Source organism: Flavobacterium sp. N1736 (assembly GCF_025947065.1).
Lineage (GTDB): Bacteria > Bacteroidota > Bacteroidia > Flavobacteriales > Flavobacteriaceae > Flavobacterium.
Genome location: NZ_CP109994.1, coordinates 194627 through 216433, shown reverse-complemented (window position 1 = coordinate 216433; position 21807 = coordinate 194627). Strand labels below are relative to the sequence as shown.

At 33.3% G+C, this 21807-nt stretch carries 23 protein-coding genes; 15 read left to right on the top strand and 8 right to left on the bottom strand.

Annotated elements, in window-relative coordinates:
- Positions 1-7: 7 nt before the first annotated feature.
- The 6 genes from OLM54_RS00865 to OLM54_RS00840 all read right to left on the bottom strand — a co-directional run bounded on the left by OLM54_RS00865 (position 8) and on the right by OLM54_RS00840 (position 4239).
- On the bottom strand, positions 8-1144 hold the full coding sequence (locus OLM54_RS00865; RefSeq protein WP_264536735.1) for an MFS transporter: 1137 nt from the start codon (positions 1142-1144) through the stop codon (positions 8-10).
- Between the two features lie 211 nt (positions 1145-1355).
- Entirely contained in the window at positions 1356-1703 is a 348-nt protein-coding gene (locus OLM54_RS00860; protein ID WP_264536734.1) for a cupin domain-containing protein, read from the bottom strand.
- Between the two features lie 45 nt (positions 1704-1748).
- Positions 1749-2621: a sugar phosphate isomerase/epimerase family protein gene (locus OLM54_RS00855; protein WP_264536733.1), complete on the bottom strand. Its 873-nt coding sequence runs from the start codon at positions 2619-2621 to the stop codon at positions 1749-1751.
- 38 nt (positions 2622-2659) lie between these two features.
- Positions 2660-3121, bottom strand: a complete 462-nt coding sequence (tnpA, locus tag OLM54_RS00850) for an IS200/IS605 family transposase (protein ID WP_264536732.1) — start codon at positions 3119-3121, stop codon at positions 2660-2662.
- Between the two features lie 223 nt (positions 3122-3344).
- Positions 3345-3800 (bottom strand): nuclear transport factor 2 family protein, encoded by a 456-nt coding sequence (locus tag OLM54_RS00845; protein WP_264536731.1) that lies wholly within the window; start codon positions 3798-3800, stop codon positions 3345-3347.
- A gap of 109 nt (positions 3801-3909) precedes the next feature.
- Positions 3910-4239, bottom strand: a complete 330-nt coding sequence (locus tag OLM54_RS00840; protein WP_264536730.1) for a hypothetical protein — start codon at positions 4237-4239, stop codon at positions 3910-3912.
- Between the two features lie 251 nt (positions 4240-4490).
- Here OLM54_RS00840 and trmD point away from each other — a divergent pair, with 251 nt between their 5' ends.
- The 13 genes from trmD (at position 4491) to uvrB (ending at position 18222) form a co-directional block, all read left to right on the top strand.
- The gene (gene trmD / locus OLM54_RS00835) at positions 4491-5171 is read left to right on the top strand and encodes a tRNA (guanosine(37)-N1)-methyltransferase TrmD (RefSeq protein ID WP_264536729.1); all 681 of its coding nucleotides are present in this window, start codon (positions 4491-4493) and stop codon (positions 5169-5171) included.
- Positions 5172-5466: 295 nt separating this feature from the next.
- Entirely contained in the window at positions 5467-5817 is a 351-nt protein-coding gene (rplS, locus tag OLM54_RS00830) for a 50S ribosomal protein L19 (protein WP_042566433.1), read from the top strand.
- 278 nt (positions 5818-6095) lie between these two features.
- Positions 6096-8318 carry an NADP-dependent isocitrate dehydrogenase gene (locus OLM54_RS00825; protein ID WP_264536728.1) on the top strand — a complete coding sequence of 741 codons (2223 nt, stop codon included), beginning with the start codon at positions 6096-6098 and terminating at the stop codon, positions 8316-8318.
- A gap of 134 nt (positions 8319-8452) precedes the next feature.
- Positions 8453-10834, top strand: a complete 2382-nt coding sequence (locus OLM54_RS00820) for a TonB-dependent receptor (RefSeq protein ID WP_264536727.1) — start codon at positions 8453-8455, stop codon at positions 10832-10834.
- A gap of 36 nt (positions 10835-10870) precedes the next feature.
- The gene (locus OLM54_RS00815; RefSeq protein ID WP_264536726.1) at positions 10871-11692 is read left to right on the top strand and encodes a DUF4249 domain-containing protein; all 822 of its coding nucleotides are present in this window, start codon (positions 10871-10873) and stop codon (positions 11690-11692) included.
- A gap of 10 nt (positions 11693-11702) precedes the next feature.
- Positions 11703-12185 (top strand): GyrI-like domain-containing protein, encoded by a 483-nt coding sequence (locus OLM54_RS00810; RefSeq protein WP_264536725.1) that lies wholly within the window; start codon positions 11703-11705, stop codon positions 12183-12185.
- A gap of 6 nt (positions 12186-12191) precedes the next feature.
- Positions 12192-12632, top strand: a complete 441-nt coding sequence (locus OLM54_RS00805; RefSeq protein WP_264536724.1) for a DinB family protein — start codon at positions 12192-12194, stop codon at positions 12630-12632.
- Positions 12633-12815: 183 nt separating this feature from the next.
- Positions 12816-13478: a thiamine diphosphokinase gene (locus OLM54_RS00800; protein ID WP_264536723.1), complete on the top strand. Its 663-nt coding sequence runs from the start codon at positions 12816-12818 to the stop codon at positions 13476-13478.
- Between the two features lie 49 nt (positions 13479-13527).
- Complete coding sequence (gene rlmF, locus OLM54_RS00795) at positions 13528-14478, top strand: 23S rRNA (adenine(1618)-N(6))-methyltransferase RlmF (RefSeq protein ID WP_264536722.1); 951 nt, start codon at positions 13528-13530, stop codon at positions 14476-14478.
- A 57-nt stretch (positions 14479-14535) separates the two neighbouring features.
- A complete protein-coding gene (locus tag OLM54_RS00790; protein ID WP_264536721.1) occupies positions 14536-14766 on the top strand; it encodes a hypothetical protein in 231 nt (76 codons plus the stop codon).
- Positions 14751-15053: a type II toxin-antitoxin system RelE/ParE family toxin gene (locus tag OLM54_RS00785; protein ID WP_264536720.1), complete on the top strand. Its 303-nt coding sequence runs from the start codon at positions 14751-14753 to the stop codon at positions 15051-15053. The genes OLM54_RS00790 and OLM54_RS00785 overlap by 16 nt, the downstream gene beginning before the upstream one ends.
- 81 nt (positions 15054-15134) lie before the next feature.
- A complete protein-coding gene (locus OLM54_RS00780; protein WP_264536719.1) occupies positions 15135-16073 on the top strand; it encodes an alpha/beta fold hydrolase in 939 nt (312 codons plus the stop codon).
- Positions 16074-16230: 157 nt separating this feature from the next.
- The gene (uvrB, locus tag OLM54_RS00775; RefSeq protein ID WP_264536718.1) at positions 16231-18222 is read left to right on the top strand and encodes an excinuclease ABC subunit UvrB; all 1992 of its coding nucleotides are present in this window, start codon (positions 16231-16233) and stop codon (positions 18220-18222) included.
- Here the strand turns inward: uvrB and OLM54_RS00770 are convergent.
- The gene (locus OLM54_RS00770; protein ID WP_264536717.1) at positions 18219-18620 is read right to left on the bottom strand and encodes an excinuclease ABC subunit B; all 402 of its coding nucleotides are present in this window, start codon (positions 18618-18620) and stop codon (positions 18219-18221) included. The two genes, uvrB and OLM54_RS00770, sit on opposite strands and share 4 nt — an antisense overlap.
- A 74-nt stretch (positions 18621-18694) precedes the next feature.
- Here OLM54_RS00770 and OLM54_RS00765 point away from each other — a divergent pair, with 74 nt between their 5' ends.
- Together OLM54_RS00765 and OLM54_RS00760 are read left to right on the top strand one after the other, a co-directional pair.
- The gene (locus OLM54_RS00765) at positions 18695-19705 is read left to right on the top strand and encodes a dipeptide epimerase (protein ID WP_264536716.1); all 1011 of its coding nucleotides are present in this window, start codon (positions 18695-18697) and stop codon (positions 19703-19705) included.
- A 41-nt stretch (positions 19706-19746) separates the two neighbouring features.
- Complete coding sequence (locus tag OLM54_RS00760; protein WP_264536715.1) at positions 19747-20217, top strand: DUF1456 family protein; 471 nt, start codon at positions 19747-19749, stop codon at positions 20215-20217.
- A 65-nt stretch (positions 20218-20282) separates the two neighbouring features.
- On the opposite strand, the gene sucC is transcribed toward OLM54_RS00760, so the two are convergent.
- Positions 20283-21476: an ADP-forming succinate--CoA ligase subunit beta gene (gene sucC / locus OLM54_RS00755; RefSeq protein ID WP_042566560.1), complete on the bottom strand. Its 1194-nt coding sequence runs from the start codon at positions 21474-21476 to the stop codon at positions 20283-20285.
- Positions 21477-21807: the final 331 nt, after the last annotated feature.

The following is a 21807-nucleotide window of genomic DNA, read 5'->3' as shown; positions in this document are numbered from 1 at the left end:
GTGCTTTCTATTTTTTAGATTTTGATTTATAAGTAAGTCCGTAAACTGTTAATGACAATACTGATAAGCCTACACAGCCAATTGCTACAGCGTGCCATCCGCCTAGTTTCCATAATAATAATCCGTATGCAGATCCGGCTGCTGTTCCTAAAAAGCTAAACGACATAAATACGGTATTTAATCTGTTTCTGGCTTCAGGAAGTAAGGAATAAACGCGGGTTTGGTTTGAAATATGAACACCCTGAATTCCTATATCAATAAATACGATTCCAATCGCAATACCGATTACACTTTCTATTGAAAAGTAAAAAATTAAAAAGCTAATTAATATTAATAAACAGCCATAACCAACCGCTACTCTTGAACCGCCTTTGTCTCCCATTTTTCCAACCAGTGGCGCTGCTAAAGCTCCGGAAGCACCTACAATTCCAAATAATCCAATTGTAGCACTACTATAATGAAAAGGTTCTCCTGAAAGCAATAAAACCATAGTAACCCAGAAAGCGCCAAACTGTGCGAAACTGAATACATTAATTATGGTTGCCTCACGTAAAACGGGTTGTGTTTTTATAAGTGTAAAAAGTGACTGAATTAATTGACCATACGTTCCCTGAAACTGAGGTTTATTTATGGGAAATTTATTCTGAATTACAAAAAAGATTAAAAGACAAATTCCTGCTGCGATATAAAACATCGATCTCCAGCCTAAAACCTGGCCAATAAATCCGCTTAAAGTTCTGGAAAGCAAAATTCCGACCAATAAACCACTCATGATTGTTCCAACTACTTTTCCTCGTTGTTCAGGAGCACTTAACGAAGCTGCCAAAGGCAAAATAAGCTGTGGCACTATTGAAGTGATACCGATAAGCAAAGAAGCAATTTGTAAAAGAAAAAAACTTTTTGCCGTAGCTGCCAGAATTAAAGCAATTACCGAAGCAAAAGTGGTCATTAAAATTTGTTTTTTTCTCTCGATTTTGTCGCCTAACGGAACCATGAAAAACAAACCAATAGCATAACCGGCTTGTGTTAAATACGTTATGGTTCCTGCATTGGCTTCCGGAATTTTAAATTCGTTGGCAATTAAAACAATTAAAGGCTGGCAGTAATAAAGGTTTGCAACTATAAGTCCAGTGCAAGCTGCCATAAATAAGACATTCGTTTTGGATAAATTCATGTTGCAAAAATACCATCAATATTTAATCTAAACTTATAATTAAAGTCTTTTTTTATAAAATCTGTCTAAATTTGCGTCTTCGCGATAGCTAATCTGATCCATCTGTATTCTAAAGATTAAGGCTGACTAAACGGATTTGCTATCGCGAAAACACGGATACTTACTGATTCTTTATTTAATACTATTTTAAAAAATCTTCTCTTGCAGGACTAAAAACATCTGTCAAAAGTCCGCTTTCTAAACAAACAACGCCGTGAATTGCGTGTGGCGGAATATAAAAACTATCTCCTTCTTTTAATGTTTGGGTAACGCCAGAAATAGTTACATCAAATTTACCACTTGAAACATAGGTAACCTGCGAATGATAATGTTCGTGTAAAACGCCTATTCCACCTTTTTCAAAATGAACATTTACCAGCATGATTTTGTCATCATAAGCCATGATTTTGCGTTTGATTCCTTCTCCAACCACTTCCCACTGTAAATCATCTCCTTTTATAAATTCTTTGCTTGTTCCGAAACTTTGCATATTTTTTAATTTTTGACAAAAATAAGACTTTTACACGATTCATTTTTAAATCAGTTCTTTTGAAATAAAATCACAGCTTTTTTTAATCGCTTCAAAAGAGTTATTTACATAATTATTTTCCTGTTCTACAAAAAAGTATTTCATTCCGGATTTTTCTGCTTGTTTAAAAATCTTTTTAAAATCAATTGAACCTGAACCAACTTCGGTATTTAAAGCTGGATTTATTTTATCCATGTCTTTAACATGCCACATTTTAAAACGTCCGGGGTTTTCCTTAAATAATTGCAATGGATCATTTCCGGAACGAACAACCCAATATAAATCTAATTCAAAGTTAACCAATTCTTTATCTGTTTCTTTTAACAGGATTTCATAACCGGTAATTCCATCATGTTTTTGAAATTCAAAATCGTGATTGTGATACGCTAATTTTAAACCCGCTTTCTGACACATTTTAGCAGCTTCATTCAATCGCGAAGCAATAATTTTATAATTTTCAATGTTTTTTCTAAATGGTTCATCAACCCAGGGAATTGTTAAATACTCGCTTTTTAAAACTTTGGCAGTTTCGATTGCAGCGATAAGTTCTGACTGATTTCCATCATATAGAAAACTTCCTAAATTATAATGTCCGCTAACTGCTTTAAGCTGGTTTTGATCTAAAATTCTTTTTAGCTCAGTTGGAGAAATTCCCCAAAACTGATCTTTTATAGAAAACCCATACGTTTCAACGTTCGTATAACCCGCAGCAGCTACTTTTTGTAAAGTCGATTTTACATCTTTTGAAATTTCATCCCGCAATGTATATAACTGTAAACCTATTTGTTTTTTATTCATGGCAAAGGCTAAAGAAGGCATCGCTAAAACTGCCGCAGTAGCTAAACCTGAATTAATAATAAATGTTCGTCTGGAAACCATTTCTATACGTTCAAAAGTTATGAAGTAAAACTAATCTTTTAAATTAATTCCTTAAAAATAAACTTTTCATCATAATCTATTTCAAATTTTACAAGAAAATCAATATATTCTTCTTTAAAAGTTCTCTTTTTGTGATGCAATTCCTGGTTTTGAATATAATTAACTACTGCATTTAATTGTGATTTACTGTATGAAAATGCCCCATATCCTTCTTGCCACTCAAAATGAATTTTTGAAAACTTACTATTATTAATCCACTTTGAGGAATCTTGTTTGATGTTTTTCATCAAATCAGAAATTGATTGTGCTGGTCTTATTCCAATTAAAATATGAACATGATCTGAAACACCATTAATCGCTAAGAGTTTATGATTGTTGTTTTTGATAATTCCGGCTATATATTTATATAGTTCTTCTTTCCAATCATTACTTATTATAGCTTGCCTAAATTTTACTGCAAAAACAAAATGAATATGTATTTGAGTGTATGTATTTGCCATAATATGTAGTCCCTACGGGACAATTTTAATTTGTGATTGTTTTTTTTCTACCAATATGCAATTCCTAGCGGAATAATTTAAATCTATATAAATATTTTGTTAGAAGAAACGATATCTAAAACCATAATAAACATCGAAATTAAATGTTACGGTAGGAACAAAATGTTGGTAGAAAAAAAATATCACGACCACATATTGTCCCGTAGGGACTACAGTTAATTCATTATTCCTTTTCATCAAAGTTATCGAAATAAGTAAAATCTTTAGTAATCAAACCATTTTCAATTGTGAAAACAGTACAAATTGGCAACTCAAATTTTGAATTGTCAGGCGCAGTCCCCGTTGAAACAAACTCCACAATAATATGATTTTCACCCGATGGATAAACCTGAATAACCTTGTCGTGTACATCCGGGAAAACTTTATTTAGCTCCGTATATTTCTCTTCGGTTTGTTTGCGGGTTTGTTTTATAATTCCTTTCCCTAAAGACGGATCTTTAAAATCAGCTGTTTCCGTATACATTTCGCTCATTTTTTTCCAATCATGGTTATTAAAATATTCGAAATATTGTTCTACTAGCTTTTCATTTTTTGTTGTATCAATCGTTTTGGGTTGGTTTTGATTGTTACAGGAAATAATCGAAAATAATATAACTGTTAATGCAATTAATTTTTTCATAGGTTTTGGGTTTAAATTACTATAAATCAATTCATAAAATAATTTAAATATAATAAAAACTATCAAAAATTTTCATATTTTTTTACAATAACATGCTAAAAACGAATACTTATTTAACCGCAATTTCCTGAGGTCGCAATTGTTGTTTTTCACTTTTCGATGAATAGATTTTACCATCTTTATTTGTATAAACATACACATAATCCCAGTAAGCACGACCAGCCATTTTAGTGTTTGCACCACTTTGATCTATATATACCTGATCTGCATATATAAGTATTTCATTACCGTTTTCGGTATCTTGAATTACACGAACCGGAGGTCCCCAACTGTTAATAAGGCTGTTTTTAGATTTTCCTATCCAGTTTTCTGCTGTATTTTTAGTACTTGAGCATGCATATAAAAGCATAATTGTAAGTACTGGAATAATTCTTTTCATAAGATTAAATGTTTTTGGTTGTTGATGGTGTAACACAATAGCAAAGATTATTTAAAATTAACCATTAAATTTTTACATCTAAACGTTTTAATATTATATAATTATTACCTATTCCGTTAAATTACAAATAATTATGAATTTTAAAATTAAAAAAAATATACGAAAAATCACTCAATCGTTCTGTTTTTATTTTTAAAAATTCACAAATATTTACTTTGTATCTTTGCCGCTTAGAAATATGGAAGAAAAAGATGCGAATTGATATTATAACGATTTTGCCGGAATTATTAAAAAGCCCGTTTGAGGCTTCGATTATGAAACGTGCCATCGACAAAGGTTTGGTTGAAGTTCATTTTCATAATTTACGTGATTATACCACCAACAAACAAAAAAGCGTCGACGATTATCCGTTTGGCGGAGGCGCCGGAATGGTAATGACAGTTCAGCCAATTGATGCTTGTATTACACATTTGAAAAGCGAGCGTGAATATGACGAAATCATTTATATGTCGCCGGACGGTGAAACATTAAATCAAAAAATGGCTAACACAATGTCGATGTATGAGAATATCATCATTTTGTGCGGACATTATAAAGGTGTAGATCAGCGTGTTCGCGATCATTTTATTACCAAAGAAATTTCCATTGGCGATTATGTTTTATCTGGTGGAGAATTAGGAGCTTTAGTGTTGTCTGATGCTTTAATTAGATTAATTCCTGGTGTTTTAAGCGATGAAACTTCGGCATTAACAGATAGTTTTCAGGATAATTTACTTTCAGGACCTATATATACAAGACCTGCAGATTATAAAGGATGGAAAGTTCCGGAGGTTTTAACCAGCGGTCATTTTGCTAAAATCGACAAATGGCGCGAAGATATGGCATACGAGCATACTAAAAACAGACGTCCGGATTTACTTGAAGGACATTAAATTTGTTTCAGGTTTTATTTGTTTCAAGTTTTATTTGTTTCAGGTTTCTTTTGTTTCAAGTTTCTTTTGTTTCAAGTTCCAACTTTGCGCAATCCAACCTGAAACCTGAAACCTGAAACTTAAAACCTGAAACAAAAAAACACTCTAAACAACTTTTTATCAACCACTTAAAATAATTTACAATTAACAATTCATAATTCATAATTATTTTTTACATTTGCACCCGAATTAGACTAACCTCTGGCGAGATCCGTGAATGTTGCTCTATATAAAAAAACCATAATTACAAGATATCATGGCAGATTTAATGAAATTCGTTCAAACCGAATTAGTTGCTAAAAAAGATTTCCCTGTTTTTGGAGCTGGAGATACTATCACAGTTTTCTACGAAATTAAAGAGGGTGAAAAAACAAGAACTCAGTTTTTTAAAGGAGTTGTTATTCAAAGAAGAGGTTCTGGTAACACAGAAACTTTTACTATCCGTAAAATGTCTGGAGCTATTGGAGTTGAGCGTATCTTCCCAGTAAACTTACCAGCTTTACAGAAAATTGAAATCAACAAAAAAGGAGCTGTACGTAGAGCTAGAATTTTCTACTTCAGAGAACTTACTGGTAAAAAAGCTAAGATTAGAGATAAAAGAAGATAATCATTTATCTATTTGTTATAAAAAAACTCGTTTCATTTATTTGAAACGAGTTTTTTTTATGCCTAAATTTTTAAAATATCAAAACTGTAATTTTTTAATATCAAAATCACCGATTTAGCAATTTAACGACCTCGAAATAACAATCTGATAATTTCGGTAATTATCCGGAAAACTAAACCGTTTTCGGACTGTTTTTATTATATTTGCTCCGCTCATTTCGAGCCAACTATACCTTTTACATCGCTCACTCTTGGCGATACGATTATAAAAAAAAAAAAATGACACAGAATTCAAAAATCTATTACACCTTAACTGATGAGGCGCCATTGTTAGCGACTTATTCTTTTTTACCTATTGTTCAAGCATTTACTGCTACGGCTGGTATTGCTATTGAAACCAGAGACATCTCTTTAGCAGGTAGAATTTTATCGAATTTTCCTGAGTTTTTAACTGATGCTCAAAAAACCGGAGATGCTTTGGCAGAATTAGGTCAATTAGCTACACAACCTGAAGCTAATATCATCAAATTACCAAACATTTCAGCATCTGTACCACAATTAAAAGCAGCAATTGCTGAATTACAATCTCACGGGTACAAAATTCCTAATTATCCGGAAGACCCTCAAAATGATGCAGAAAAAGATGCTAAAGCAAAATATGCTAAAGTTTTAGGTTCTGCTGTAAATCCGGTTTTACGTGAAGGAAACTCTGATCGTAGAGCGCCAAGAGCGGTTAAGAACTTTGCAAAAGCAAATCCACACTCAATGGGTGCATGGTCTGCGGACTCAAAAACAAAAGTTGCTTCAATGTCAAACGGTGATTTCTACGGAAGTGAAAAATCACTTACTGTTGCAGATGCTAATGATGTAAAAATTGAATTTACAGCAAAAGACGGTACAACTACTGTTCTTAAAGCAAGTACTCCGCTTAAAGCAGGTGAAATAATTGACAGCTCAGTTTTAAGTGTAAAAAAATTAAAAACTTTTGCTGCTGAAGCTATTGCTGAAGCAAAAAAAGAAGGCGTTTTACTTTCTGTGCATTTGAAAGCTACAATGATGAAAGTTTCAGATCCAATTATCTTTGGCGCTATTGTTGAAGTATACTTTGCTGATCTTTTTAAAAAATATGAAACTTTATTTGCTGAATTAAACATTGATACAAGAAACGGTTTAGGTGATATCTATGCAAAAATTGCAGGAAGACCTGAACAAGCCGAAGTTGAAGCTGATATTACGAAAGCTATCGAAAACGGACCGGCTCTTGCAATGGTAAATTCTGATAAAGGAATTACAAACTTACATGTTCCGTCTGATGTTATTGTTGATGCTTCTATGCCGGCAATGATTCGTACTTCTGGACAGATGTACAATAAAGATGGAAAACAACAAGATACAATCGCTGTTATTCCGGATCGCGCTTATTCTGGAATTTATACTGCAACAATCGATTTCTGTAAAAAACACGGTGCTTTTGATCCTAAAACAATGGGAAGTGTTCCTAACGTAGGTTTAATGGCTCAAAAAGCAGAAGAATACGGATCTCATGACAAAACTTTCCAATTGAAAGCTGACGGAGTTGTGCGTGTTGTAGACAATAAAGGAACAGTTTTAATGGAGCAAGACGTTGAAGCTAATGACATTTTCAGAATGTGTCAGGCAAAAGACGCTCCAATTCAGGATTGGGTTAAACTTGCTGTAAACAGAGCTCGTTTATCTGATACTCCTGCTGTTTTCTGGTTAGACGAAAACAGAGCGCATGACAGAGAATTGATTGCAAAAGTTCAAAAATATCTAAAAGATTACAATACAACAAACCTCGATATCCGCATCTTAAACCCTGTTGCTGCTACTGAATTTACTTTAGACAGAATCATCAAAGGTTTAGATACAATCTCTGTAACAGGAAACGTTTTACGTGATTATTTGACTGACTTATTCCCTATTTTAGAATTAGGAACTTCGGCTAAAATGTTATCTATCGTTCCGTTAATGAATGGTGGCGGATTGTTTGAAACTGGTGCCGGAGGATCTGCTCCAAAACACGTTGAGCAATTTACAGAAGAAGGATATTTACGTTGGGATTCATTAGGAGAATTTTTAGCTCTTGGTGCATCATTAGAGCATTTAGGACAAAGTTTAGACAACTCTAAAGCAATTGTTTTATCTGAAACTCTTGACGAAGCAAACGATAAATTCCTGGCAAACGATAAATCTCCGGCTCGTAAAGTAGGTCAGATTGATAACCGTGGTTCTCACTTTTACCTTGCTTTTTATTGGGCACAAGCATTAGCAGCGCAAAATAAAGATGCTGAATTGAAAGCTATCTTTACTCCAATTGCTGCTGAATTTGCTGCAAATGAAGCTAAAATCGATGCTGAATTAATTGGTGCACAAGGAAAACCTCAAACTCTTGGTGGTTATTACCAGCCAACTCCAGAGTTAATGAGTAAAGCAATGCGTCCTAGCGCGACATTCAACGCTATTCTTGCCGAAATTAAATAATATAAACAATTGTTTTATACACTATTAAAAAGACAACCCGAAAAGGTTGTCTTTTTTTCTTAACTAATGTTTAACAATAGTTCTGTGATAATATTTAGTAAGTTTTGCTAACTATGTAAATCAAAACCGAGACAATGATTACAAAAAAAAATATTATATTTCTTCTTATCATTCTATCTTCCTTAACATCCTTTTCTCAAGAAAAATTTACTTTAAGCGGTACTGTTACAGATTTTAAAAGCAACGAAACTTTAATTGGCGTCAATGTTTATATTCCTGCCCTAAAAATTGGAACTACAACAAACGAATATGGTTTTTACTCCCTCACAATTCCAAAAGGCGAGCATGAAATAGAAATTAGTTATGTCGGTTTTCAGACTATTCAAAAAACGATCATTTTAAATCAAAATACCAAAAATAATTTTGCAATTAACGAAAGCGGCGAAGAACTGCAGGAAGTTGTAATTACTGATAATAAAGGTAAAGTCAACATCAAATCGCCAGAAATGAGCGCCAACAAACTTTCTATTGCAACCATAAAAAAAATGCCTGTAGTTTTAGGCGAAGTCGATGTTTTAAAATCGATATTATTACTTCCCGGAGTTACAAATGCCGGAGAAGGCGCATCTGGATTTAATGTTCGCGGTGGCGGTGCAGATCAAAACTTAATTTTATTGGACGAAGCCACAATCTTTAATTCATCCCACGTATTTGGTTTCTTTTCTGTATTTAATCCGGATGCCATCAAAGATTTAAAATTATATAAAGGAGGAATTCCGGCACGTTATGGCGGAAGAGCTTCTTCTGTATTAGACATTTATCAAAAAGATGGAAACAGCAAAGACTTTCATGTAAATGGAGGAATCGGATTAATTTCGAGCCGTATTCTTGCCGAAGGTCCGTTGGTAAAAGACAGAGGTTCATTTTTAATTGGCGGAAGAGCATCTTACGCACATTTATTTCTAAAATTATCTAAAGATCAAAAAGATAATACCGCTTATTTTTATGATTTAAACACAAAATTAAGTTATAAGTTAAACGACAACAACAGTTTATATTTATCCTGTTATTTTGGTCGTGATGTTTTTAGTCTCAATAAAAATTTCTCCAATACATACGGAAATTCAACTTTAAATTTGCGTTGGAATCATTTATTCAGCGATAAATTATTTTCTAATTTATCATTGATTTACAGTGATTATTATTACGGACTTGATTTGGATTTCGTAGGTTTCAAATGGGATTCAGGAATTAAAAACTATAATATCAAATACGATTTCAAAAACTATATTTCGGATAAATTTAAATTGAATTATGGTTTAAACGGAATCTATTATGAATTTAATCCCGGAACTATTAAACCAACTAATGATAAATCCGGTATAAATCCTGATCAATTAGATAAAAAATACGCCTTTGAACCGGCAATTTATATTGATGCCGAAAATCAGCTTTCGAAAAAAATCACGGTAGCTTACGGATTACGCTATAGTTTATTTTACCGTTTAGGAACTTCGACGATCAATTTATATGAAAATAATAATCCGGTTATTTTCAATTCTGATTTGCAGATTTACGAAAAGGCAACTCCAATTGGTACAGAATATTACGGCAAAAACAAATCCATAAAAAACTACAATAATCTTGAACCGAGATTTTCAATTTCATACCAGTTAAATGATGATCAGGCCATAAAAGCGAGTTACAACAGAATGGCACAATATCTTCAACTGATTTCGAATACCTCGTCTCCTACTCCGCTGGATGTCTGGATGCCAAGTGACACGTACATAAAACCACAAATTGCAGATCAGGTTGCTTTAGGTTATTTCAGAAATATCAATAATGGCGCTTACTCCATAGAAGTAGAAAGCTATTATAAAAAAATTCAAAACCGTCTGGATTATATTGATGGCGCCGATTTAATTGCCAATGACGCCATTGAACAGGTAATTTTAAATGGACGAATGAGATCTTATGGGTTAGAGATTTTGTTTAAAAAGAACGAAGGCAAATTTAACGGCTGGATATCTTATACATTATCAAAATCTGAACAGCAAACACCCGGAAGAACACCCGAAGAAATTGGTATTAACAACGGACAATGGTATAGTTCTGCCTATGATAAAACACACAATTTAGCCATTACATCAGCATATAATTTAAACGAAAAATGGTCATTTGGAGCTAATTTCGCGTTACAATCAGGACAGCCGGTTACTTATCCAAACGGGCAATATGAATATTTAGGCATTACAGTACCAAGTTATGGATTAAGAAACGAAAACCGCTTGCCTGCTTATCACCATTTAGACGTTTCGGCGACATTAACACCCAGAAGCAACAAAGACAGAAACTGGAAAGGCGAATGGGTTTTTAGTATTTACAACTTATACAACCGACAAAATGCAGCATCGATAAACTTCCGTCAAAATGTGGATACAGGCTATAATGAAGCCGTAAAAACATCTATTTTTGGAATTGTGCCTGCTGTTAGTTATAATTTTAAATTTTAAAATCACTTTCTGTCAAAAGAAATTAAAATACAGATCATGAAAAAAGTAACCTTATTAATCGTGTTTTTTATCTCTATTTTCTTCACGAGCTGCGAAGAAGTTGTTGATGTTGATTTAGATACAGCTCCACCCAAATTAGTTATAGAAGCTTCTATGAATTGGGAAAAAGGAACACCAGGTGCAAAACAAATTATAAAACTTAGTACAACAACAGGATATTTTGAAAATGTAATTCCAAAAGTTTCCGGAGCGGTTGTTTACGTAAAAAACAGCAAAAACCAACAATTTAATTTTGTCGAAGTCCCAAAAAGCGGACAATATATCTGCAATAATTTCAAACCTGTAATTGACGAGCAATACACATTAACCGTAATTAGCAACGGTAATACATACACAGCCACCGAAACAATGAAATCAGTTGCTCCGATAACTAGAATAGAACAAAATAACGAAGGTGGAATTGCAGGTGACGAAGTCGAAATTAGGGCTTATTATAATGATCCTGCAGATGTCGACAATTTTTATTTATTTAAATATGTCTACTCAAATAAAGTAACATCAAGTTATTATGTTAGCGAAGATAAATTTTATAATGGCAATGAATTCTTTAGTGATTCAGATGATGAAGATTTAAAAATCGGAGACGTGATCGAATTAACGCATTACGGAATCTCAAAAGAATATTTCAATTATATGAGTATTTTAGTAAGTATAGCCGGAAGCAATGTTGGCGGCCCGTTTCAATCGCCGCCTGCAACCGTAAAAGGCAATATTATTAATACAACCGATAAAAATAATTATCCTTTAGGTTATTTTGCTTTAAGCGAAATTGAAACAAAAAAATATACAATTCAATAATTCAGTAAAAATGGTAGACAGGATTGAAACTTTAATCGAGAAAAAATTAATTGGACAATACATTTCGATGAATTTTATCGAAAACAAAACATTTGAATTGTGGAGCGCTTTTATGCCCAGACGAAAAGAAATCAAAAACCCAATTAATACTGATTTATATTCGCTGGAAGTATTTCCTGTTGGTCATTTTGATAATTTTGATCCCGGAAATTCTTTTCAAAAATGGGCAGCCGTTGAAGTTTTAGATTTTAACGAAGTTCCTTCACAAATGAAAACTTTAATTATTCCAACTGGCTTATATGCTATTTTTATACATAAAGGTCCCGCAACTGAAGCACACAAAACCTATCATTCCATTTTTGTAGAATGGCTGCCAAATTCTGAATATACTGTTGACGAAAGACCGCATTTTGCCGTAATGTCTGAAAAATATAAAAAAGACGATCCTGATTCTGAAGAAGAAATTTGGATTCCGATAAAAAATAAAATCTAGAACATCATGCTAATCGAAACAATAAAATCACTATTTAACAGAGATCTCAACAAACTAAAAATAGAAATTGAGTCATACAAAAACGAAAGTCAGATTTGGGAAATCGATAAAAACATCTCCAATCCGGCAGGAAATCTTTGTTTGCATTTATTGGGAAACATCAATACTTATATTGGTGCAGAACTTGGAAAAACAGGTTACATTCGTGACAGACCTTTGGAATTTTCATTAAAAAATACTCCAAAATCAGAATTAATAAGCAAAATTGATCAAACCATTTTAGTGGTAAACAATACTTTAGATTCTTTAACCGAAGCTGATTTAGAAGCTATTTATCCACAAATTGTTTTCGAAAAAGAAATGACAACAGGATTTTTCCTCGTACATCTCTCAACACATTTAGCGTATCATTTAGGACAGATTAATTACCACAGAAGACTGATATAATTTTAGATTTTAGAGTTCAGATTTTAGATTGAAGAATCACGCATTCAAAAAATATTTGCCACAGATTAAAAGATTAATCTGTGCTAATCTATAAAATCTGTGGCAAAAAATCTAAAATCAACAATCAACAATCTGAAATCTAAAATTGTACTGTACCTTTGCAACACATTCAAAAAAAATCACATGTCATCACACCATATAGTTCGCGACGATCAGGAACCCGCTTTAATCATTGCTAACGGAGCAGCTTGTAATCCTGAATTATTAGGACAATTATTAGAATGGTCGCCACTTGTTATTGTACTCGATTCTGCTATCGAAAGAGTGATTGAATTAGACATAAAAGTCGATGTACTTTTAGGAGATTTCGATCGTGGTTTTGATCCCGAAATTTATAAAACCTCGCAATATCCAATCGAAATCGTATACGCACCGGATCAAAACAAAACCGACTTAGAGAAAGCTTTTGATTATTTGATTGAAAGAAAAATTCCTGCTGTAAACGTAGTTTGGGCAACCGGAAAACGTGCCGATCACACGATTACAAATCTTACCAATATTGTACGTTATCGCAATTTACTTAAAATTGTAATCCTCGACGATCACTCTAAAATATTTTTATTACCCAATAAATTCGAGAAATGGTATACGGCAAAAACGCCCATTTCTTTAATCCCAATTGGCGTTGTAAATGGTATTTATTCAACTAATTTACAATATCCGTTGCAAAACGACACGCTTACAATGGGTTACAGAACCGGCAGCAGCAATGCAGTTGCTCAGGACGGACTTGTGACAATTACTCACAATAACGGAGACTTGTTATTGATGGAATGTGTTGATTAAACCATTTCCTCCAAAAGGAATGACTATCTTTGCACCCAAATTCACAAAAATGAGAGCAACAGACAATTCCGAAAAAAGCAGTTTACATCCTCGAAATCTTCATCGTTCCAGATATGATTTTGAACTTCTTATTTCAAATTGCCCGGAACTGAAAAAGCACGTTGCAAAAAACATCCACGGAATTGAAACTATAGATTTCAGCGATCCTGTTTCGGTAAAAACACTTAACAAAGCGTTATTACAAACTTACTACGACATTCAAAACTGGGATATTCCTAAAAATTATCTTTGCCCGCCAATTCCGGGAAGAGCTGATTATATTCATTATCTGGCTGATTTATTGGCTGAAACCAACAACGGAAATATTCCTGAAGGTTCATCAGTTTTAGGTCTGGATATAGGAACAGGCGCCAATTGCATTTATCCTATTTTAGGAAATGCTATTTACGACTGGAGCTTTGTTGGCACTGACATCGATGAAAAAGCGATTGAAAATTGCAGTAAAATTATCGAAGCAAATCCAAAATTAATTGACGCAATCAGTTTACAGCAACAAACCGAGTCGCGATTTATTTTCAAAAATATTATTACGCCCGAAGATCGTTTTACATTTACGATTTGCAATCCGCCTTTTCATTCTTCTGCCGAAGATGCCAATCAAAGTACTGTTAGAAAAGTCTCGAATTTAAATCCGAAGGAAAAGAAAAATACAAATCCCGTTCTAAACTTTGGAGGTCATAACGCTGAATTATGGTGCAACGGCGGCGAAATTGGTTTTATAACACAAATGATTTATGAAAGTGCCAAATATCCAATGCAATGTTTGTGGTTCACGACTTTGGTTTCAAAAAGAGATAATCTTTCCAGCATTTATAAAACATTAAACAAAGTAAATGCAGCTTCTATAAAAACAATTGATATGGCTCAAGGCCAAAAAACAAGCCGAATTGTAGCCTGGACCTTTTTGAGTGAAGCACAGCAAAAGGCATGGAAGATTTAAGATTCGTTAATAACTTTTTAATTTATTGTTTTGTAACTTCGTGTAAATTATAACGCTATGAATACTATTGAACTTAAAAATATTTTGATTTCTGAAATAGCAAAAATTGACGATGAATCATTTTTATCTGCATTAAAAACTATTCTGGATAGCCGAAAATCTACTCCTAAAAATTATGCAGAACAATATAACGAAGAACTCAAATTAGCTGAACAGGAAATTCAAAATGGAAATTTTTATTCTCACAGTGAAGTTAAGGATAAAATTGAGCAATGGAAAAAGAAATAATATGGTCAAAAACTGCTCAAAATCAGCTTGAGAAAATCTATTTCCACATATTAAAAGAATCAAACAACAATCGTACATCTGAAAATGTAATTGATAAAATCTACAATTCTGTTACTATCTTAAAAACGAATTGGGAAATCTATGAATTAGATGAAATGAAAATTTCGAATAATGGAGATTATCGTGCTTTTGAAATTTACAGCTATCGAATATCGTATAAAATTTCTACAGATAAAATTCAAATTTTACGAATCAGACATACAAGCAGAAATCCTAAAACATTATAATTATGATACTTTAAATCAAAATTGTGATAACAAAAAAATTTGGCTTATTGGTACCTTTAATGTAAATTGAATTTTACCATTATGCCAAAATTACTACCTAAATTTCTATTATTGTTTTTAATCGTTGGTTGTGCTTCTACAAAAAAAGCAAAATATGACGACTATGTTTTTCATAATAAAAGTGAACAGAATGCTTACATAAAAGCTTATGACAAAGCGTTAAAACTTTGGGATGTTCCTTATACCGAAGAAAATATAAAAACCAGTTTCGGAAAAGTTCACGTTATATTGGCTGGTCCAAAAAACTGTAAAGATTTAGTTTTACTTCACGGAATGGACGCCAGCTCAACGATGTGGTACCCTAATATAAAGGCTTTAACAAAAAATCATCGCATATATGCCATTGATTTTATAATGGAACCCGGAAAATCAACCTTAACCGCAAGTCCGTTATCCAAAGAAGACATGGTAAGTTGTTACAACGAAATTTTCAATTATTATAAATTAAAAAACTTTGACATTGTAGCGGCTTCTCGAGGTGGCTGGATTGCTACTTTATTAGCGACTCAAAAGATGAATTCAATTGATAAAATCGTTTTATTGAGTCCGGCGCAAACTTTTAAATTTATTGATAAAGTGGGCAAAACGTCTTCTGCATTAATGCTGAAACTTTTTCCGAGCGAAAAGAAATTCGGAAAAACACTAGCCACATTTTCTACTCATCCTGAAAAAATAAGCCCTGTTTATAAAAGACAATTTTATTTGGCCAATAAATACGCGAAATCAAATTCGAGCATGCTTAAAATGACACCTTTTTCCAATGATGAACTAAGATCAATTTCAAATCCGATTTTAGTTTTAATTGGTGATCATGATGTTATAAATGGTGATGACAGTGTCGAAAGAGCAAAAGAATATTTGCCAAATGGCAAAACAAAAACAATAAAAGATGCTGGGCATTTTTTAAGCATCGACCAGTCGAAAGTTGTCAATGATGCAATGATTGATTTTTTAAAATAGTTATTAAAAGTGTAGTCCTTACAGGGCATTTTTACTGCTATTCAACTTTTTTTACCAATATTAAATTTCTAACGGAATATCTCGGAGAGATTAAATGTTGGTAAAAATAGAATTCAAACTTCGTATCTTTACAAAACCAAATTTTCATACGCCAAAAATGAAGTTCCAAGTTACCTCAGAATATAGTCCGAAAGGCGATCAGCCACAAGCCATACAAAAATTGGCACAAGGTATTGTCGATGGCGATAAATATCAAACTTTATTAGGAGTTACAGGTTCCGGTAAAACTTTTACCGTTGCAAATGTCATTGAGGAAGTACAAAGACCCACTTTAGTGTTGGCACATAACAAAACTCTGGCGGCGCAATTGTATTCAGAATTTAAACAGTTTTTCCCTAATAATGCTGTTGAATATTTCGTTTCTTATTACGATTATTATCAGCCTGAGGCTTTTATGCCTGTAACCGGCGTTTTTATTGAAAAAGATTTATCTATCAATGAAGAATTGGAGAAAATGCGTTTAAGTACCACTTCTTCCCTACTTTCAGGACGTCGTGATATTTTGGTTGTTGCTTCGGTTTCTTGTTTGTATGGTATTGGAAATCCGGTTGAATTTAAGAAAAACGTAATTGAAATTTCAAGAGATCAGGTAATTTCAAGAACCAAATTATTACACAGTTTAGTACAAAGTTTATACGCCAGAACCGAGGCCGATTTTAATCCCGGAACATTTAGAATAAAAGGCGATACGGTGGAAGTATATCCAAGTTATGCCGATGACGCCTTTAGAATTCACTTTTTTGGTGATGAAATTGAAGAAATAGAATCGTTTGATGCCAAAACTTCGCAAGTCATTGAAAAATTCAAAAGACTAACGATTTACCCAGCAAATATGTTTGTAACTTCTCCTGAAGTTTTACAAGGCGCTATTTGGGAAATTCAGCAGGATTTGGTCAAACAAGTTGATTATTTTAAAGAAATAGGAAAACATCTTGAAGCAAAACGTTTGGAAGAACGTACTAATTTTGACTTAGAAATGATTCGCGAATTGGGTTATTGCTCGGGAATTGAAAATTACTCGCGTTATCTTGACGGTCGACAAGCCGGAACAAGACCTTTCTGTTTATTAGATTATTTTCCAAATGATTATTTGATGATCGTTGATGAAAGTCACGTAACCGTATCGCAGGTTCATGCGATGTATGGCGGTGACCGCAGCCGTAAAGAAAATTTGGTAGAATATGGTTTCCGTTTACCCGCCGCAATGGACAATCGACCTTTGAAGTTTGAAGAGTTTGAAGCCCTGCAAAATCAGGTTATTTACGTTTCTGCAACTCCTGCGGATTACGAATTACAAAAATCTGACGGAATTTATGTAGAACAAATTATTCGCCCAACGGGATTATTAGATCCGGTTATAGAAGTTCGCCCAAGTTTAAATCAAATTGATGATTTAATTGAAGAAATTCAGGTGCGCTGTGAGTTAGACGAAAGAGTTTTAGTCACTACGTTAACCAAAAGAATGGCCGAAGAACTAGCCAAATACCTTACCAAAGTAAATATTCGCTGTCGATACATTCACTCAGAAGTGGATACTTTAGAGCGTATTGAAATTATGCAGGATTTACGTAAAGGTATTTTTGACGTTTTAATTGGTGTAAACTTGCTTCGTGAAGGCTTAGATTTACCTGAAGTTTCGCTTGTTGCAATTTTAGATGCTGATAAAGAAGGTTTTCTTCGTAATCATAAATCTTTAACCCAGACAATTGGGCGTGCTGCGAGAAATTTAAATGGAAAAGCCATTCTATATGCCGATAAAATGACGGGAAGTATGCAGAAAACCATCGACGAAACGAATTATCGCAGAACAAAACAGATTAATTTCAATGTTGAAAATAATCTTGTTCCTCAGGCTTTAAACAAAAAAATAGAGAGTGCGTTTACCAAAAATCCTTTGGTAGAATACGAATTAGGACACACTCTTTCTATGGCTGCAGAACCGGAAACGGCTTATATGTCAAAAGCAGAATTAGAGAAAATGATTCGCGAAAAACGAAAATCGATGGAAAAAGCGGCAAAAGATTTAGACTTTTTACAAGCTGCAAAACTTCGTGACGACATTAAAAAATTACAGGAACAATTGCCTTAATTGTGTTGTTCCTGAAAAACTTTCAACAGTTTTCTGGGATCAATCATTGCATTTGGTGCTTTTTTCATTAGATCTAAAACCCGCTTTGTTGCAGTTGGATTTAATCCCATTTTGATTGCAATTTGCTGTATTGCCGTAGCTTCTTTTTCATGCAAAACACCATCGCAATGCATAATCAAAGCCAATCTGTAAAATTGCTGAATTCGCTGAAACTCCGATTTTATAATTTGCGGTGTAATTTCCTGATGAAATAAATCCTGAAAAAGTTTCTGATCAATATTTAATTCCTGCGCCACAAGCCACAGAAATTCCAATTCGCGTTTATGCAATTGACCGTCAACTGTCGAAAAAGCAATCATTTCTAAAAGTAAACTTATCTTTTCTTCTTCGGTATTCATCAATTTATTATTTTTAGCTAAAATATTGTTTTTAAATCTAAAACGCAAAAGAGTACGCTTCAAAATATTTATGTATGGAATTGATATTAAAAGGGTACGACCTTAAATTAAAACATACTTTTAGAATTTCAAGAAAGTCAATTGATTTTCAGCCTTCGCTTATTGTTGAATTAAGAGATCATAATTTTTCGGGTTTTGGAGAAGCAACTTCAAATCCCTATTATAATATTACGATTGAAATTCTTCAAAATGATATTGAACAAATTCGAAGTCTTGTAGAAAATACAAATAGTGAAACTCCAGAGGAATTTTGGAACAAAATAAGTCCGTTTTTAAAAGATAATCCATTTGCTTTATGCGCTTTAGACAATGCATATAATGATCTTTATGCCCGCAAAAAAGACGAGAAATTATATGAATTATGGAATTATGACATTTCACATAATCCCTTAACTAATTATACTATCGGAATTGGAAGCATCGAAAATATGATTGCCAAAATGAAGGAACTTCCGTGGCCAATTTATAAAATAAAACTCGGAACTCCGGAAGATATTGCGATTGTAACGGAATTACGAAAACACAGCGACGCGATTTTTAGAGTTGATGCTAATTGCGCCTGGACTGTTGATGAAACATTATCGAATGCGGAAATTCTAAAAAACTTAAATGTTGAATTTATCGAACAGCCTTTAAAAGCCAATGATTGGGAAGGTCAAAAAGAAGTTTTTAAACACTCAGTTTTACCAATTATAGCCGATGAAAGTTGTATTACAGAAAGTGATGTTGCAAAATGTTACAATCATTTTCATGGAGTAAATATAAAACTAATGAAATGCGGCGGCATTACGCCCGGCAGAAGAATGATTGCCGAAGCCAAAAAACTCGGTTTAAAAACTATGGTTGGCTGCATGACAGAATCTACTGTTGGAATTTCTGCAATTGCGCATTTATTGCCTGAACTGGATTATGTCGATATGGATGGCCCTTTATTATTAGCCGAAGATATTGCCAGCGGAGTTACGATTAAAAACGGAAAAACATTTTATCCTGACAGAACGGGAACAGGCGTTATTTTGTTCTGACATTCTTTTTAAAATAATGTACCTTTGTAAAAAATTAAACAATGACGAATAACGATATCCTAAAAAAACTTCGCGTGGCTTTGATGCTCCGTGATGACCAAATAGTTGAAATTTTAGAATTAGTAGATTTTAGAATTACAAAGTCAGAACTTGGCGCTTTTTTTAGAGCTGAAGATCATGAAAATTATATGGAATGCGGTGATCAGGTTTTGCGTAACTTTTTAAACGGATTGGTAATTCATTTAAGAGGAACGAAAGAAAATCCTAAAAACCCAAATGATGTTTTAGCGAAACACAGAGCTGAGATTCCAAAAAAAGAAACTTCTAAAGAAAGACCTGAATTTAAAGCAAGTTCAAAAGATGCTGAAAAAGGCAGAGGCGATCAAAAACCTTCTTCTAAATCTTCTGGTACTGCAGCTAAAAAACCTTTCAAGAAAAACAACACCAAAACTGCACCCAAAGTTCAGGTTGTAGAAAAAGTGGTTTACAAAAACGGTAAGAATAAGAAATAATTTCCAAAAAAAAAATCCCTTCGAATATCGAAGGGATTTTTTTATATAATTGATTTCTTATTTGATTAAGATAATGCAGCTTTAACTTGATCTGCAGCTTCTTGAAACTGAACAGCAGATAAAATTGGCATACCTGAATTGTCAATTAATTCTTTTGCAATTTCAGCATTTGTTCCTTGCAAACGAACGATAATTGGCACTTTAATAGCATCACCCATATTTTTGTAAGCGTCAACAACTCCTTGTGCCACACGGTCACAACGAACGATACCACCAAAAATATTGATCAAAATTGCTTTTACGTTTGGATCTTTTAAGATAATACGGAAAGCAGTTTCAACACGTTTTGCATCAGCAGTTCCACCAACGTCAAGGAAGTTAGCAGGCTCAAAACCAGCATATTTAATTAAATCCATAGTTGCCATTGCAAGACCAGCTCCGTTTACCATACATCCTACAGTACCGTCAAGATCTACATAGTTCAAACCTACTTCTTTAGCTTCAACTTCGATTGGATTCTCCTCACGGATATCACGCATTTCAGCATATTTTGGTTGTCTGTATAAAGCATTATCATCGATATTTACTTTAGCATCTACAGCCATAATTTTGTTATCAGATGTTTTCAAAACCGGGTTGATTTCAAACATAGAAGCATCAGAACCAATGTAAGCATTGTAAAGTGCATCGATGAATTTCACCATTTCTTTGAAAGCATTTCCAGAAAGACCTAAGTTAAAAGCAATTCTTCTTGCCTGAAAACCTTGTAATCCAACAGATGGATCAACTTCTTCTGTAAAAATTAAGTGTGGAGTGTGCTCAGCAACTTCTTCAATATCCATTCCACCTTCTGTAGAATACATGATCATGTTACGACCTGTAGCTCTATTCAATAAAACAGAAACATAAAATTCTGAAGTTTCACTTTCACCAGGATAGTAAACATCTTCTGCTACTAAAACTTTGTTTACTTTTTTACCTTCTGCAGAAGTTTGAGGAGTAATCAATTGCATTCCGATGATTTGTCCAGCGATTTCTTCAACTTGTTGCAAGTTTTTAGCCAACTTAACTCCACCACCTTTTCCACGACCACCTGCGTGAATTTGTGCTTTTATTACGTGCCATCCTGTTCCGGTTTCGGCAGTTAATTGTTTTGCAGCAGCCACAGCTTCAACTGCATTGTTAGCCACAATTCCGCGTTGAATGCGTACTCCGTAACTTGCTAAAATTTCTTTTCCTTGATATTCGTGTATGTTCATAATATAGAATTTGTCTGGTTCTGAATTTAGTTCAGAATAAAAGTGCGACAAAAATAGCAAAATTCAACTTAATAGTAAAATGTTTTTCAATTAAAAAAACCACTCTTATATATATTGAAGCGATAATCTTTTTTAAAGAAAACAAACAGTTAAACAATTGTATGTAAATTGTTAACTAAAAAACACTATTTCGTTTGAAATTTAACAAAAACATCAGTGATTTCAATAGCTCCCAAAGGATTTTTCCTGATATAATTTAAAACATATTGTGATTTTATCATTTAGCAATGGTTTCTATAATATTATTATCATTTAAGAAGTCTTTTTCTAC